Below are 14,654 nucleotides of genomic sequence, written 5' to 3'. Positions count from 1 at the left end.
ACTGGCTTTTTAAGGAAAATACCATGCAAACGATTGGCTATAATGAGCTTCAAAACAATTTGGACAAGGCTTGGCAATCAAGTAAAAATGAACCTGTGATTATTCGTGAACAAGGCGAGAATGTGCGAGTATTATTGTCTTTTGATGAGTTCTTGGCTTTAACCAGCACCAAACCAAAAACCAATGCCGACAAAATTGCAATGAGTCTTGATGATTTGGCGAAATTGGACGATGATATTCATTTTGGTTTTGATGAAATCGCCCAAGAAGTGGTATTGTAATGTATTTATTGGATACCAATATTAACAGACAATCAAAAAGATTTTATGGATTTTGACAATCTAAAACTGCTCAATCCTTTTGTTGAGCCACATTAACCCAACGCCATTTATGGCATTATTTTAAGGAAACTCGTATGAGCTTAAACATTTTTTATGACAAAGATTGTGATTTGTCTATCATTCAAGGCAAAAAAGTTGCCATCATCGGCTATGGCAGTCAAGGGCATGCCCACGCCTTAAACCTAAAAGACAGCGGTGTGGATGTTACCGTGGGCTTGCGTGAAGGCTCTGCTTCTTGGAAAAAAGCAGAGAACGCAGGCTTAAAAGTCGCCGATACCGCCACAGCGGTCAAAAATGCCGATGTGGTGATGATTTTGACCCCAGATGAATTTCAAAAACAGTTGTACACAGATGTGATTGAACCAAATATCAAAGACGGCGCAACGCTTGCTTTTGCTCACGGTTTTGCCATTCATTACAACCAAATCGTACCAAGAGCCGACCTTGATGTGATTATGGTTGCCCCCAAAGCCCCAGGGCATACGGTGCGTTCAGAATTTGTGGCAGGCGGTGGCATTCCTGACTTAATCGCCATTTATCAAGACGCATCAGGACAAGCCAAACAAGTTGCCTTGTCTTACGCATCAGGCGTGGGCGGCGGGCGTTCTGGGATTATTGAAACCACCTTTAAAGACGAGACCGAAACTGACCTATTTGGCGAGCAAGCGGTGCTTTGTGGCGGTGCGGTGGAGCTTGTCAAAATGGGCTTTGAGACGCTGGTAGAAGCAGGCTATGCCCCTGAAATGGCGTATTTTGAGTGCTTGCACGAGCTAAAACTCATCGTGGATTTGATGTATCAAGGCGGTATTGCCGATATGAATTACTCAATCAGCAACAACGCCGAGTATGGCGAATATGTGACAGGCGGTGAAGTCATCAACGAGCAGTCAAGACAAGCCATGCGTAACGCCCTAAAACGCATTCAATCAGGCGAATACGCCAAGATGTTTATCAGTGAAGGTCAGCTAAACTACCCATCAATGACCGCACGCCGTCGCTTGACCGCCGAGCATGAGATTGAAAAAACAGGTGCCAAACTGCGTGCGATGATGCCATGGATTACCGACAGCAAGATTATTGATAAAGAGAAAAATTGATTAATTGATTTTTATCAGTATGTTGGTAAATGTAAATCAAAGCAATTACTCGCTTGGGTGGTTGCTTTTTTTTGAGGCAAAGCAATGAATATCAAAGCCTAAGCGTAAAAAATCACCGCTGTAATAAATCATGCCATTTTTTTTAAATTCATGTAAAATAGGTCGCCGTAAATTGTGATAGATTAAGAGTATGATGAATTTATTGAGTCAAATTGATTTTGAGCGAGCTTATGTTGTTGCAAGTCTTTTGGTGGCGATATTGGTGTGGGTTGAGGCCAGTTGGGTTTTGCATAATAAAGGCAAGCTTCCTAATTCTGGAACTTTTGCTATTATTAGCCTGATTACCTCATCATGGCTTGTGGCATCAGGGCTTGCGATGTTTTTTTTACAACTTGATCATCTTCAAATGAGTGTGGCGGCTGTTTATGGGGTGTATTGTGTGGCAGGTTGGTTTTATAGTGCAAAGCTTATCTCGCTGACCGACATTGATGATCCGATGGATTTGGTCATGCCAGATAAGTACTTAGACTTTGGGCGAGCTTTTGCACTTGTCTTTGCAGCGTTGTGTATTTTTGTACTCAGTGTGCCATATTTGCAGGTCGCTGGTATGTTTGGTTACAAATAATTAATCATTTATTTAAAATAATTTCCAATTTGATATAAAAATCTGCTATACTTGGCGTCATGGTATTTATGTACCGTAGTAAGTTTTGCAAGACGCCATTTGGCGAGTGTTAAAACGACTTTGAAACTTGCGGACAAGTGGGTTTTAGGGCGTGTTTGAACAATCTTTGAACGCTGTTTATTGTATTGGTTGAAAATTAAGCGTCTTTTTACATTAAGGCTTTTTTTGCAGTTTTTGGCAACATAAATATTTAGTTTGGTAATTTTGCCAATTTTTTTTCAATCATACAGGAATTTTCCCATGTCAAATAAAGTTCAAGGCACAGTTAAGTGGTTCAACGAATCTAAAGGTTTTGGTTTTATCGCCCAAGATAATGGCGGTCAAGATGTATTCGCTCATTACAGTGCCATCACTGGTAGTGGCTTTAAAACCCTAGCTGAAGGTCAAAAAGTAGCATTCATCTTGGGTGAAGGCAAAAAAGGCCCACAAGCTGAAGAAATCGAAAAGCTATAATTGGCACTATTTGGTTAGTCGCTATTTTTCAAGCATCTAAATGTTTTGATTTTATTTAAATGCTTGATTGGCTAAAAGCACTCAAATTTTGAGTGCTTTTTTGTATTTTCGCCTTTTCGTTTTTAGTTTTTTAATTTGTAACAAAGCAAGCTGTGCCATAAAACCCTTAATTCTTTGATGATTGATGGGCTTATTATCAGGGCGATGGTTTTATTTGAATGTATTTTAGATGTATGATATTAAGTAATGACCTAAAAATGACTGCGCATTCACGATAATTATTTGACCAAAATTGGGAAATTTTAGACAATCAAGATGGCATTAAGCATATAAATATGATATATTTTCATTGATTATTTTTTTAAAACGACTTACAAACGGAGTTATTATGAAAGTGTTAGTTGCTGTCAAGCGTGTTGTTGATCACAATGTCAAAGTGCGTGTCAAGGCGGACGAATCTGGCGTAGAGCTTGCCAATGCAAAAATGAGCATAAACCCATTTTGTGAGATTGCTATTGAAGAGGCAGTACGCCTAAAAGAAAAAGGCATCGCCAGCGAAATCATCGCCGTATCTGTTGGCACTACTCAATCACAAGAGCAAATCCGCTCGGCTTTGGCATTGGGTGCTGACCGTGGTGTGTTGGTTGATACCGATGAAAAACCGTATCCGCTCCAAGTTGCCAAAATTTTAAAAGGTGTGGCAGAATCTGAGGGTGCACAATTGATCTTGTTGGGCAAGCAGGCGATTGATGACGATAATAACCAAACAGGTCAAATGCTATCGGCTTTGATGAATGCATCGCAAGGTACTTTTGCCTCTGAGGTTGTGGTTAATGGCGATAAAGTGCAGGTTACTCGTGAGATTGATGGTGGTTTGCAAACTGTTGAGTTGGCACTGCCTGCCATCATCACTACCGACCTTCGCCTAAACGAACCTCGTTTTCCAAAACTGCCAAACATCATGGCCGCCAAGAAAAAACCTCTTGATGTCAAAAAACCTGCCGACTTTGGCGTGGATATGTCATCAAAACTGACCACTTTAAAAGTAAAAGCACCAGCAGAACGCAGTGCAGGCGTGAAAGTGGCAAGCGTTGATGAGCTGATTGACAAGCTAAAAAATGAGGCCAAAGTCATCTGATTTGGTGATTTAAAATATTCATTGCATTAAAAATTAATTAAAAAAGGATAGAATGATGACTGTATTAGTTTATGCTGAACACGATAATCACGAATTAAAAGCTGCCACTTTGTCTGCCATTACTGCAGCTACCCAAATTGGCGGTAGCGTAGATGTGCTTGTTGCAGGTGCTGGTGTGCAGAGTGTGGCAGATGATGTTGCCAAAGTTGCAGGTGTGAACAAGGTTTTGCTTGCTGATGATGCCGTCTTTACCAATCAGCTTGCCGAAAATATCGCACCGCTTGTGGTGAAGCTATCAGGCGAATATAGCCATATCATTGCCCCTGCCACCACCACAGGAAAAAACTTTTTGCCACGAGTGGCGGCATTGCTTGATGTAAGCATGGTTTCTGATATCACAGCAGTGATTGATGCCAAGACTTTTGAGCGTCCGATTTATGCAGGTAATGCCATTGCTACTGTGCAGACCGCTGAGGATAAGGTTGTTTTGACCGTGCGTACGACAGCTTTTGATGTGGCAACAGCGACTGGCGGTAGTGCAAGCATTGAAAATGTGTCTGCTGGTGGTGATGCAGGTAAATCAACATTCATCAAAGAAGAGCTTGCCGAGTCTGACCGTCCAGAATTGACATCGGCAAACATCATCGTCTCTGGTGGTCGTGCATTGGCCAGCGGTGAAAACTTTGTCAAATACATTGAGCCATTGGCAGACAAGCTGGGTGCCGCAGTGGGTGCAAGCCGTGCCGCAGTAGATGCAGGCTTTGTGCCAAATGATTTGCAGGTGGGTCAGACAGGTAAAATTGTTGCACCAAATTTATACATCGCTGCAGGTATTTCAGGTGCGATTCAGCACTTGGCAGGCATGAAAGATTCTAAGACCATCGTAGCGATTAACACCGACCCAGAGGCACCGATTGCACAAGTGGCAGATTACTTCTTGGAGGCGGATATTTTCACTGCACTGCCAGAATTGACCGAAAAACTATAAAATTTTTCCTAAAAGCAAAAGCTACAACAAAAAGTCCTCATTGGCTTTTGAATAAAAAAACGCACCAACATCAGGTGCGTTTTTTATGCTTTTTTGTAAAATGATGAAAAATAAAGAGGGTGTTTGCTTTGGGCTGATTTGTGTTGCTAAGAATAAAAAAAAGCTGGCTTTTGTGCATGGTGTTTTATCAAAAAAAAGTTGCTTAACCCCATTTATGGTCATCACAATCGCTTTATGCAAAGCATCTTTGGCGTAGCATTTCATAAAAGCAGACACTTCCTGCCACGCCGACATTCAGGCTTTCTTGACCGTTGGGCTGTGGCAGTGCGATGGGTGTGGCGTTTTGTAAAAATACATCAGACACGCCTTGCCCCTCATGTCCTAGTACCCATGCGATGGGGGAGGTCAGATCGTGATGATAAATGACCTTATTTGTATGTGAGCTGGTGGCATACAGCGGTGTTTGTACTTTTTGTAAAATCTCGTCAGCGGTGATGTGTTCATAGATGCTTAAAGCAAAGTTTGCCCCCATGCCAGCACGCAAGCACTTAGGAGACCATAAATGAGCGGTATGTGGCGTGGTAATGATGGTGGTGATGCCAACAGCAGAGGCGGTACGAAGTAGTGTGCCGATATTACCTGTATCTTGTAAACCATCTAAAATCAGGCAATCATCTGCTATTTTTGTCAGTGTGGGGCTGGGTGTGTCAATGATGGCCATGATGTCCACGCCATCGCCTAGTGTACGGATTTGTTTATATAGGGCATTTGTGGTGGTTATGATGTCCTTGTCCAAGATGTTTTGGCACAGCTTGATGACTTCTGGGTGGTGTAGGGAATTTTGAGCAATGATGACTTTATCCACCGTCAGACCTTGCTTTAAATAGGCATCTAATAAATGTACGCCCTCAATGACTGTCTGGCCAGTTTTTTTGCGGTGGCGATGGCTTGTAAGTAAGGCTGATGCGTGCTTGATTATGGGGTTTTGGGCGGAGGTGATTAGATTCATGGTTTTTGGTGTGTTTGTTTAGGAGTTTTTTGATGATGTTTCACGTGGATTCATTTTATTTTTGGTTGGGTGTGTCATCAGGTGTTCTCCAATCAAATGGCTGATACCAACCATTTGATTGGGCATGGCGGTGATGTCAAAAGGTGGCTTATTCATTAAAGCCTTGTTTTTCTCCGTTGGCCAAAATCCCTGCCTTGGCGTGCAGTGCTTTGACATACTCAACTTCTTGTTTTGCACCCAGCACCACAGGAATACGCTGATGAATGCCAGTCGGCTCAATGTCCATGATTCTTTGTACGCCGTCTGTACTGGCACCGCCTGCTTGCTCGATGATAAAGCTCATCGGATTGGCCTCGTACATCAAGCGAAGTTTGCCTGCTTTGCCTGCGATTTTGGTGTCAAATGGGTACATAAAAATGCCACCACGAATCAAGATGCGATGCACATCAGCAATCATCGCCGCCACCCAACGCATATTATAATCTTTGTTGCGTACGCCTGTATCGCCTTGGGTCAGCTCTTGTATGTATTGCTGAATTGGTGCAAGCCAATAGCGACGATTTGATGCGTTGATGGCATATTCTGCGGTATGCTCGCTGATGGTAACGCTTTGGTTGATTAAGATATAATCTTGAGAAACAGGATCAAAGCTAAACATGGCAACGCCTGCCCCAAAGGTGAGTGCCAACATGGTAGATGTGCCATAGATGAAATAGCCTGCACCCACTTGGTGCTTACCTGCTTGCAAAAAGTCGGATTCGCTGACAGCTTGCCCTTGGTTGTTGTGTGGCAAGATAGAAAAAATCGTGCCAACCGTCATGTTGATGTCAATATTAGACGAGCCGTCCAGTGGGTCAAAAGTAACCAATAGAGTGCCGTTGTCATTGGCAGGGCTGATGTCTTCTAGCTCTTCTGAGGCGACGCCTGCACAATGAGGGTTTTGGATTAGGGCGTTTAGCAACAAATCGTTTGAGATGACATCAAGCTTTTTTTGGTTTTCGCCTTGCACATTTTGACCGCCTGCCTCGCCATGAATACCAGCTAATGCCCCTTTGTCAAGCAAATCGCTGATGGCGATGCTGGCTGTGGCAAGTGTCATGACGGTGCTGGCAATCTGTGGGGTGGTGTGTGTGTTTAGATACTGAGCAAGTGTGGTCATGGTGGTCATAAGAATCCTTGTATGCTTAGATGATAAAACTAGATGATAAAAAATGATGTATAAGATGGGCTATTTTAGCATGATTTGACAAGATTTTGGCGGTGGTGTGGATTTTTGTGGTCAGCATTTTATGGTGGGCATTAAACATGACAGCAAGCAACAGTTACCCAAATGCTCAGAATGATTGGTTGTTTTTTTACAAAAACATACACGATGAATATAATATTACGCAAAAGTGGATAAAAACTACATAAAACCGTTTTTTTTTTTTTTTTTTTGGTTTTTTGGGTATAATAGCAAAAATTAAACCGTATCGCTAAAACTGATGGCATCATAAAAAAATGATAGGCATCATGGATTGGGCGTATCATTCATCATTATCGGCTTTTTGCCATTTTTTTATCAATGGAGATTTAACATGAATATGTTAACAAAATTAGTAACCGCCCTAGCGGTGGTGGGTGCTAGCGTGTCTGTGGCGAATGCTCAGCAAAAAACAGTGTCAGGTACTGTGGATTTTAAAGTGAATATGCCAAGCGTGCTGGTGCTGTATCATTGGGACGAAGCAGGTATTGACTTTCAACCCCAAGTTGAAGCACAAATATCAGGTCACGGCGTTGAGCAAGTTAATGCAGGTGAAGCCAATGTTTCGGTGACTACCAACAATAATACTGCGAATGTTTTAGCTCTCAATGATGAAGCGCTATCAGCAACTCAATTTAGAGGTCATAATGCTCAAACAGTTAAAGTAACTTTACAAGACGCTTGGGCTGTGCGTAGCATATCAGAAAATGGTGTAGAATTAATTGTTGAGACTACCGATAAGGCACACAAGAATGACCTTGATCCTACCTCTGTAATTAATGTAGAAAATACTAAGGTTAAATCCACTGAAGCCGTAGGTGTTGATACAGGGATAGGAGCTGACAGAATTCAACTGCCTTCTAAATGGGTACCCATCAAGGGTGATATTACCTTTGATCTTGATTTGTCAGGTGCAAAAAAATCAGGACTTTACGCATCTCAAGGTCAAACTTTTACATTAAAATTGTCAGCCAAATAATGTCTGATACTTAACTTGGACATTGACCAGTTAATCCAAAAAAAAGAGTATTAAACCTTTATTAATACTCTTTTTTTAATACCTTTTTATGGCACATTACTGGATAAATCTGTTAAAATTTGACACGCTGTTATTTGGCATGGTTTGCCATCTGTGATATCCACCCAACCGATTGAGTAACTGTCGTATGATCCCAACAAAACCTACCACAAATCCCACCACAAAACACGCCCCACTCGCCATGCGTGCGATGATTGGCCTGACGGCTGTATTGGGCATGACAAGCCATGCCACCACCTTGCAGACCACCTTAGAGCAAGACGCACAAGGGGCAAAACTGGTGGTGGTACAAAAAGACGCACAAGGACGCCAGCTGGATATGCCCCCAGCCCAATTGGGCATCTCGCCACCAAGCATCAATCTACAAGCCCATGGCAAAAGAACCGATACTTCGGTTACTTTTTATAATTATAGCGATGAGCCAAAACGCATTGAATTGTCTTTGGTGGATACCGATGAGCAGTTTGAGCCGATTGACAGTAGTGCAGACACGCTCAAATCTTGGACGGTGGTCGCTCCGCAGTCTTTTGAGATTGTGGGTGGTGGTCATCAGACCATTCGTCTGTCGTTTCGTGTGCCTGAAAACTTCCCAAAAAAGACACATCATGCTTTTTTGATGATTAACCAAAAAATAGACAAGCCCATCGTAGAGCAAACAGAGGCACTGACGGTGGTCAAAATCGGCTCTCAATATCAGTTGCCGATTCGTCTGACGACTGACTGATGATAAAATGACAAATTGAGGCGTAGCGATGATTGATAAGGTACTTCGTGGGGCAATGATTGGGGCGATGACAAGCCTTGTGGCATTGCCTGTGTGGGCAGGCGAGCTACAATTGGTTGGGCTAAAAGTCAATCACGAGGACAAAGGCGGTATTGATGCTTTGTGGCATGATGAGCGTTATCATGTCAGTGTGGCTGATTTGGCATCGCTTGATATCAGCACCAAGAGCCAAGATGATGGCATGCAGTTTCAGACACCGCTAGGGGAGGCAACCTTAAGTTTTGATCAACTGGTTTATCATGACGGTGTGGCTTATGTGTCATTAGATACGCTAAAAATACTGGGGATTACAGCGGTCTATTCGCAGGCGGATTTACAAATTCATTTGATCATGGCAACCCTACCCAAACAACAACCAACCCAAAAGGCTGAGCCTATCATCACGCATACGCCGAGTGTGGCAGGCTTGCAGGGTTTGAATTTTGATAGCCAAGTTACAGGTAGTACGCATGGGGCGGATCATCACCATTATTATCATCAATTAGACGCTTTTGGCTATGCACTGGGTGGCACTTGGGGGGTGGCGGCCAGTAAGAGCGATGACAATAAGACACAGCTTGACAATGCCTATTGGCTGACATCAGATGATGACATGGCGGTCAGATTTGGTAGTACCGATACGCCATTTGGCACCATCACAGGGGCAAATTTTGCTTATAGTAATGCCAATATCGCACGGCATTTGACAACCCATGCGGACGGCAGAACCACCACGCTGATCAATTCATCTAGCCATGACTATCAGCACATCAGAGGCGTAGGGGTTGCAGGTGGCTTGGCAGAACTTCGTATCAATGGCAGGGCTGTGGCTCGTGTGCAGAGCTTGCTAGATGGTCGTTATGAATTTTTGAATTTGGATATGTCTGCCATAGACCGCCAAAGTCTGATTGAAGTGGCGATATTTGACAATCCATTATCGGCTGTGCCAATGCGTGTAGAGCGGGTATCTTTGGCTAAACGCTATGGCTCGGTGGCGACAGATGAGCTTTTGGTACAAGCAGGCGTGGGGCGTGTTGGGGTGTTTGATGATCGCACCGCCAAAACCGCCTATACCAATGTTGCCTATGGCTTAAATAATAAGGTAAGCCTAAGAGCTGGCTTAAAATATCAGCAAAATGGTAATACCAGTTGGCAAATGGGGGTAAATATTGCCCCAGACCCACACACCAATGTGGATTTGGATTATCGGCATAATGGTAATTTTCGTTTAGACGCACGCCACGAACAAAAAACATGGCAAGCCAATTACCGCTATACCTCGTCTGCTCATCGTGATGGTCGCCATTATTTGGGGCTGTACTATACTCCTGATGATCATAGGCATTTGTCATTAACTCAAAGTGGTAAGAATACCAGTGTGTATGCTCGCTATAAAATCAATGACCGCCTAAGCCATGATATACAGTATCAATCGCACAAGGGTTATTGGCGTTATCATGTGAGTTATCGGCAGATTGGTGGTCGCTTTGATGGTAACTATCAATACAGCATTGACCCACACAAGCACCATCTATCGTCATCGCTACGCCTAACAGGCGATACCACGCTACAACAAAGCGTGTATGTCGGCCATGGTGCCAATAAAACCCATGATAACAAGCGAGCCTTTGGTGTGGAAAGTAGCTTGCAGCACCGCATTTCTAATAATCAATCGCTGTCTTTGGGTGCGTCATGGCATAATCTTACCCATAAAGATAACATTTTGCTACAAGGTCAATGGCAATACCAAAGCAAACACGGCATCAATGTCAGTGCAGGCTATCGCCATGGTGGCAGTGCTTGGTATGGGCAGTATGAAGACCGAATTGGTAAAAGTCGTTTTAATGACACGAAACAAAGTGCAGGCGAGTGGTTTTTGCGTATTGGCTTAAATGCTTATAAAGCCCCTGCCAGTTTGCCAAAACTTGGTAAATATGTCGCCAGTGGCGGTACTGACGGACAGGCGGTAATTACTTTATTGCATGACCGCCAAGATTTTCGCAAATCAGCTGATGAGCCGATGTATTTTAATGTCAATCATAAACTCATACCAGCCAACGCCCTAGCTGGTACCGATAAAAAAAGTACCTATCTGTTAGATTTGCCCAAAGGCGTGTATGAGATTAAACTGGACGGACGCAGTCTGCCCATTGAATACGCCCTACCGACTAAGGCGGTGGCCAAGATAGATGCACGCCTACCTACCTATATTGAGTGGCAGATGATTCAAGTCTACGGCATTCGTGGACAGCTGTCGCTGGCCGATGTGCAGGTGGAGGCATGGCAGGGCGATAAGCTCATCGCTAATACTAAGACAGATAAAAACGGCTATTTTTTGCTAGATGGATTGCCAAAGGGTGCATATGTCTTGCGTGCTGATGGTTATCTGCCCAAACAGATGGTGGTCGATGATTATGTGTTGGGTGTGGTGCTAGATAGGGCATTTAATGATAAATAAACGACAAGTGAGATGGTGATGAAACAGCGACTGACAACAAAAATGCTAAAACTTGGCTCAAAAACCCTGCCGATCATACTGACTGCACTGCCTTTTGCGATGATGTCGCAGGCGTTCGCAGGTCAAGCTGATTGTGTTCCTTATACTCGTGGCGGTAGGTTTGATTCTGTATTCACACAGGTAAATAACAACTCTGACCCAGATAAGATTATTTATTTTTGTGCTCGTGGAGATGCCCTTACCCAAGAGATTTTCAATGTCCCAGAAGGCGATCTCATCGAAAATAGCAGAAAAGTGATTAATATGGGTCGAACCAAAGCAACGGTAAATATCGGTACAAGCCGTATTGATGTGGCAGGCTTTAATGTTAATGATAATTTACGCTTGCCAACAGCCTATATTTTTAGACCACTCAATAGTGTGCCTGTTCAAGAGATTTTTCATTTTGTTACCTATACAAAAAGAACCAACTTTATAAAAGATAAAACAGGTTTAGAGTCTCCTTACACATACTGTCGGGGTGAAGCGGAAGGTACACCACGAGTTAATCATTATCAAAACATTTTTAATTACCTAAAAGGCAATGCTCATCTATTTACAGTAAATGGCACACCTGCCCAACCTTTTGTTAATGGTGTCAATACTGGAGCGGATAGTCAGTTTGCCTTTGCAAGAGTAACGGTTGATGGTGCAGACATGACAGTAAAATTTTTTACTAGGCAGACTGATAGATTTTTTTATAGTATTAAAAAATTTGACGCAGTTTATTGTCTATTGACCGTGGGGGTGCAAGCGGAGATTGATGTCAATACTACCCAAGCCAGAAGCTACAATTTACGAGTAAGATTTGCAAATTAGATACGCTGGTAATTAACCAGTCATCAATGACAAAAGGGCAGGAAAATCTTGGTTCTTTTGTATATATGTCGTGATGAATTTGTGATAAGGCGATACAAATTTTACTTTTCAAACATAGATGAAATTGGTAAAATGTATCATTTTATTGGCTAATTTGGTTTTATTGTACACACAGGAAGCACCATGACTGACATTGACATTCGTACTCGCTTGCACCAATCTTTGGCTCGTCCACAATGTACCAAAGATGGCGGCATTTGTCATTTTATTGGTGTAGAGGGGCTGACTCGCATTCAGCTTGAAGCCATTATTGATAAGGCGATGGGCTATTTTGATGAGTCTGGTCGGCTGATCAATACCAATGAACTTGGTGGCTGTACTGTGATGAATTTGTTTTTTGAAAATTCAACTCGTACCCGCACGACTTTTGAGGCAGCCCAAAAGCGTCTTGGGGCCAATGTTTTAAACCTTGATATTGCTCGCTCATCAGCCAGCAAAGGCGAATCTTTGCGTGATACGCTGTGGAATTTGGAGGCGATGAGTGCAGATATGTTTGTGGTGCGTCATTCATCAAGTGGGGCAGCACACTTTATGGCGACAGAAGTTACACCAAATGTTGCCATCATCAATGCAGGCGATGGTTGGCATGGCCACCCTACGCAGGCGATGCTTGATATGCTGACCATTCATCGTGAATTGTGTCTTAAATCAGGCAAATCATTTGACGATCTTTCTGTTGCCATCATTGGCGACATCAAGCATAGCCGTGTGGCTCGCTCGGACATTTGTGCATTGCAGACTTTGGGCGTGCGTGATATTCGTGTCATTGCCCCTAGGACTTTGTTGCCAAAGGGCATTGAGCGCTATGGCGTATCCACTTTTAACGACATGGATAAGGGCATTGTGGACGCTGATGTATTGATCGGTTTGCGTATCCAAAATGAGCGTATCGGTTCACCCTTACTGCCATCTACATCAGAATATTTTAAAATGTATGGCATTACCGAAAGTCGCCTTAGACTTGCCAAGCCAGATGCTTTGGTCATGCACCCAGGCCCTATGAACCGTGGGGTAGAGATCGCTTCAAGCGTGGCAGACGGCGATCAATCCGTCATCTTAAAACAGGTTAATAATGGCATTGCAGTTCGCATGGCGGTCATGGCGATGGCGATGCGTGGTCAGGATAAGAACAAAGGGCTTATTTAAAAGCGGATTGTACTTAGGGTTGTACTTAGGGTTGGACGATGAGTTGTCGGTGTAGGCCGTGTATTGTCCAAATCAGAGGATAAAAATCATAAGATGCTAAGCCAAGAACACTGGGCAATAAGCAGTGATGAATTGAATAACAAGATTGATTAACTAAAAAACAAAAGAAAAAGCCATGAAAAATCTACTTCCCAAAAACTGGCAACAACCAAAGCTGGCCAATGTTGATACTGATGGAAAATGGCTCATGCCACCCATTGTGGATTTGTGTGGCCGTCTGCGTGAACCGGGTCATCAGTCGTATGGTACGCTGGCAAGTGAAGGTAGGGCGGCTCGTCAAAATGGCATTTTGCACATCGTATTGCCACCTGACACCAATCCTGTGCTAGAAAATGGCTCCTTATTCAAAGGATTGCGTGAAAAGGCATACCAAGATGGCAGTGTTTATCTGCATATCTTGGGTGCATTGACCGCAGGACTCAAAGGTGAGCAACCTGCCAACTTGGCGGGTCTAAAACAAGGCGGTGCAATTGGTGTAACCAATGCCAGAGCGGGCTTTGATGATGATATGGTCATGCTAAGAACGCTAGAATATGCAGCCACCTGTGGTCTTCAAGTATTCTTTTATCCTGATGAGCCTAGCCTGTCTAGGAGTGGCGTGGCTCATGATGGTTATATTGCTTCGTTTCATGGATTGGCAGGCATTCCATGGCTTGCTGAGACCATTGCACTGTCCAAACAGCTTTTGATGGTTGAAGAGACAGGCATTGTTGCACATTTTGGCCAGATTACTTGCCGTACTTCGGTAGAGCTGATTCGCTGGGCAAAAGCCAAGGGCTTGCCAATCACTTGTGATGTTGCCATGCACCAACTGCATTTGACCGATGATGATCTAGAAGGCTACAACACCAATGCTTTTGTTTATCCGCCACTTCGTTCCAAGACCGACCAACGAGCGTTGATTGCAGGTTTGCAAGATGGCACGATTGATGCGATTTGTAGTCATCATGAGCCACTGTCAAGCAGTGCCAAGCAAGCTCCGTTTGGTGAATGTGTTGCTGGGATTAGTAATTTTGATACCTTTGTATCGTTGGGTTGTCAGCTTGTGGCAGATGGTATTTTGACTGCTGAGCAATTGGTTGAAAAAATTTGTACCAATCCTGCCAAGATTGCAGGCATTAAGGATTATGAGACCATCGGTGGGGCAGTTTTGATTGACCCTGATTTGTCATGGCAAGTGGATAAGAATACCATGCTGTCTAGTGGTAAAAATACACCATTTATGGGTGAAAAGCTGACTGGCAAAGTGGTGGAGATTTTCTTTTAAAAATTGAGTGCTAAAGATGTTCAAAACATGAGCCAGCAACAAAAATACC

Annotated in this window: 14 protein-coding genes; 12 read left to right on the top strand and 2 right to left on the bottom strand. The window is 43.4% G+C overall.

The annotated features are described in order from the left end of the window. Nucleotides 1–23 precede the first annotated feature (23 nt). The 6 genes from U9670_RS06465 to U9670_RS06440 all read left to right on the top strand — a co-directional run bounded on the left by U9670_RS06465 (nucleotide 24) and on the right by U9670_RS06440 (nucleotide 4,702). Nucleotides 24–281: a hypothetical protein gene (locus tag U9670_RS06465; RefSeq protein WP_323841970.1), complete on the top strand. Its 258-nt coding sequence runs from the start codon at nucleotides 24–26 to the stop codon at nucleotides 279–281. 134 nt (nucleotides 282–415) lie between these two features. Beyond that, nucleotides 416–1,438, top strand: a complete 1,023-nt coding sequence (gene ilvC / locus U9670_RS06460) for a ketol-acid reductoisomerase (protein WP_323841971.1) — start codon at nucleotides 416–418, stop codon at nucleotides 1,436–1,438. 193 nt (nucleotides 1,439–1,631) lie between these two features. Then, nucleotides 1,632–2,063 (top strand): hypothetical protein, encoded by a 432-nt coding sequence (locus U9670_RS06455; protein ID WP_323841972.1) that lies wholly within the window; start codon nucleotides 1,632–1,634, stop codon nucleotides 2,061–2,063. A gap of 300 nt (nucleotides 2,064–2,363) precedes the next feature. Next, on the top strand, nucleotides 2,364–2,576 hold the full coding sequence (locus tag U9670_RS06450) for a cold-shock protein (protein WP_323841973.1): 213 nt from the start codon (nucleotides 2,364–2,366) through the stop codon (nucleotides 2,574–2,576). A gap of 388 nt (nucleotides 2,577–2,964) precedes the next feature. Continuing rightward, the gene (locus U9670_RS06445) at nucleotides 2,965–3,714 is read left to right on the top strand and encodes an electron transfer flavoprotein subunit beta/FixA family protein (RefSeq protein WP_323841974.1); all 750 of its coding nucleotides are present in this window, start codon (nucleotides 2,965–2,967) and stop codon (nucleotides 3,712–3,714) included. A gap of 55 nt (nucleotides 3,715–3,769) precedes the next feature. Then, nucleotides 3,770–4,702 (top strand): electron transfer flavoprotein subunit alpha/FixB family protein, encoded by a 933-nt coding sequence (locus U9670_RS06440; RefSeq protein WP_323841975.1) that lies wholly within the window; start codon nucleotides 3,770–3,772, stop codon nucleotides 4,700–4,702. A 232-nt stretch (nucleotides 4,703–4,934) separates the two neighbouring features. On the opposite strand, the gene U9670_RS06435 is transcribed toward U9670_RS06440, so the two are convergent. Both U9670_RS06435 and U9670_RS06430 read right to left on the bottom strand, forming a co-directional pair. Further along, nucleotides 4,935–5,711: a TrmH family RNA methyltransferase gene (locus tag U9670_RS06435; RefSeq protein ID WP_323841976.1), complete on the bottom strand. Its 777-nt coding sequence runs from the start codon at nucleotides 5,709–5,711 to the stop codon at nucleotides 4,935–4,937. A gap of 148 nt (nucleotides 5,712–5,859) precedes the next feature. Continuing rightward, nucleotides 5,860–6,870, bottom strand: coding sequence for a class 1 fructose-bisphosphatase (locus tag U9670_RS06430; protein WP_323842113.1), 1,011 nt, complete (start codon nucleotides 6,868–6,870; stop codon nucleotides 5,860–5,862). 418 nt (nucleotides 6,871–7,288) lie between these two features. On the opposite strand from U9670_RS06430, the gene U9670_RS06425 reads away from it, so the two are divergent. The 6 genes from U9670_RS06425 (at nucleotide 7,289) to U9670_RS06400 (ending at nucleotide 14,605) form a co-directional block, all read left to right on the top strand. Continuing rightward, nucleotides 7,289–7,933, top strand: a complete 645-nt coding sequence (locus U9670_RS06425) for a hypothetical protein (protein ID WP_323841977.1) — start codon at nucleotides 7,289–7,291, stop codon at nucleotides 7,931–7,933. A 187-nt stretch (nucleotides 7,934–8,120) separates the two neighbouring features. Then, nucleotides 8,121–8,717, top strand: a complete 597-nt coding sequence (locus tag U9670_RS06420) for a fimbrial biogenesis chaperone (protein ID WP_323841978.1) — start codon at nucleotides 8,121–8,123, stop codon at nucleotides 8,715–8,717. A 28-nt stretch (nucleotides 8,718–8,745) separates the two neighbouring features. Beyond that, nucleotides 8,746–11,214 (top strand): hypothetical protein, encoded by a 2,469-nt coding sequence (locus tag U9670_RS06415; RefSeq protein ID WP_323841979.1) that lies wholly within the window; start codon nucleotides 8,746–8,748, stop codon nucleotides 11,212–11,214. A gap of 18 nt (nucleotides 11,215–11,232) precedes the next feature. After that, nucleotides 11,233–12,072 carry a hypothetical protein gene (locus U9670_RS06410; protein ID WP_323841980.1) on the top strand — a complete coding sequence of 280 codons (840 nt, stop codon included), beginning with the start codon at nucleotides 11,233–11,235 and terminating at the stop codon, nucleotides 12,070–12,072. Between the two features lie 183 nt (nucleotides 12,073–12,255). After that, nucleotides 12,256–13,278, top strand: a complete 1,023-nt coding sequence (locus tag U9670_RS06405) for an aspartate carbamoyltransferase catalytic subunit (protein ID WP_323841981.1) — start codon at nucleotides 12,256–12,258, stop codon at nucleotides 13,276–13,278. Between the two features lie 175 nt (nucleotides 13,279–13,453). Beyond that, nucleotides 13,454–14,605, top strand: coding sequence for a dihydroorotase (locus U9670_RS06400; RefSeq protein ID WP_323841982.1), 1,152 nt, complete (start codon nucleotides 13,454–13,456; stop codon nucleotides 14,603–14,605). Nucleotides 14,606–14,654: the final 49 nt, after the last annotated feature.

It is taken from the genome of Moraxella tarda (genome assembly GCF_035181405.1).
Taxonomy (GTDB): Bacteria; Pseudomonadota; Gammaproteobacteria; order Pseudomonadales; family Moraxellaceae; genus Moraxella.
Note: the sequence above shows the minus strand (reverse complement) of the source record. Positions and strands in the feature narration are given on the sequence as shown.